Annotated in this window: 2 protein-coding genes; both read left to right on the top strand. The window is 67.1% G+C overall.

From position 1 onward, the window contains the following. Positions 1 to 1,102: 2Fe-2S iron-sulfur cluster-binding protein (locus tag JYJ84_RS36570; protein ID WP_205190291.1), on the top strand; the 1,102-nt coding region annotated here is incomplete at its 5' end. Between the two features lie 122 nt (positions 1,103 to 1,224). Next, entirely contained in the window at positions 1,225 to 1,428 is a 204-nt protein-coding gene (locus JYJ84_RS36565) for a DUF2970 domain-containing protein (RefSeq protein WP_043178166.1), read from the top strand. Positions 1,429 to 1,467: the final 39 nt, after the last annotated feature.

Here is a 1,467-nt window from a genome sequence, read left to right as displayed (position 1 = left end):
GACATCGACATCGACATCGACATCGACATCGACATCGACATCGACATCGACATCGACACAATCACCGGCACCGGCACCGGCATGGCGGCCGCTGCGCATTGCGAAGATCGTCGACGAAGCGCGCGCGATCCGCTCGTTCCATTTCGAACCGGCGGACGGCGGCGCGTTGCCCGCCTACGAAGCCGGGCAGCACCTGACGCTGCGCGTCGCGCTGCCGGGCAGCGATTCGCCGGCGATCCGCAGCTACACGCTTTCCGATGCACCGGGCGGCGCGCATTACCGGATCACCGTGAAGCGCGAAGGGCGCGTATCGACGTGGCTGCACGATCAAGCGCAAACGGGCATGACGCTCGACGTGCAGATGCCGCGCGGCCGCTTCACGTTCGACCTCGCGAGCCCGCGCCCGGCCGTGCTCGTGTCGGCCGGCATCGGCATCACGCCGATGGTCGCGATGCTGCGCCGCGCGCTGGCCGACGATCAATCGTCACGCCGCGTGGTGTTCGTGCACGGTGCGCGCGAAGCGGCTGACCGGCCGTTCGCGGCGGAGCTGGCGCGCATCGCGGCCGATGACGAGCGGTTGTCGCTTGACTGGTTCGACAGTCATCCTCACGAAGGCTCGGCAGCACATGCGGGCCGCATCGACATCGCGCAACTGAAGCGGATCCTTTCGTTCGACGATTACGATTTCTATCTGTGCGGGCCGTCAGCGTTCATGCGCGACTTGTACGACGGACTGCGCGCGCTGAACGTGCCGGACGAACGCATCCGTTTCGAAGCATTCGGGCCGTCGAGCGTGGCGCGCAGCGCGACCCGCGCGGCCGCAGCGCCGGCGGTGGCGAGCGTGCCGATCGTAATCCGGCACACGGGCCACGAAGCCGCGTGGACGCCCGCCGACGGCACCTTGCTCGAATTCGCGGAGGGGCAGCGCGTGGACGTGCCGTCCGAATGCCGCTCCGGGTCGTGCGGCACGTGCGCGACGCGTGTGCTGTCCGGTGCGGTCGACTACGAGCAGGCGCCCGATGCACCGGTTGAACCGGGTTGTGCGCTGCTGTGCGTCGCGCGGCCTGCACAAGGGTCGGAACCGCTCGTGCTCGACCGCTGACGCACCCTGCGACATGCCGCCGCAGATGGCCTGCTGCGCGAAAAGCACACGCAACTGCTTCTTTTTCCGGATGCCGGTCGGATCGACGATAGCGTCAACCGATAGATGAAAGGAGCGCAATCATGAAACTGCTCGGCATGATCAAACTGGTCCTGTGGAGTTTCTTCGGCGTACGCAACAGCAAGGCGCACGCAACCGATCTCGCGAACGCCAACTTCACGATGCTGCCGTTCGTGGCGATCATCCTCGCGGTGCTCGTCGGCGCGGTCATCTACGGCGTCGTGCACCTGGTCGTCGATCCGACCGTGACGATGCAGGGGTTCTGAGCGTCGCGCGTGGCGCCCCCCGTACCCCGGGGGGCCGCC

It is taken from the genome of Burkholderia sp. LMG 13014 (assembly GCF_905232215.1).
GTDB lineage: Bacteria > Pseudomonadota > Gammaproteobacteria > Burkholderiales > Burkholderiaceae > Burkholderia.
Note: the sequence above shows the minus strand (reverse complement) of the source record. Positions and strands in the feature narration are given on the sequence as shown.

Coding starts and splice junctions, on each gene's coding strand:
- JYJ84_RS36565 (WP_043178166.1), top strand. CDS start 1,225: ATGAAACTGCTCGGCATGATCAAACTGGTCCTGTGGAGTTTCTTCGGC.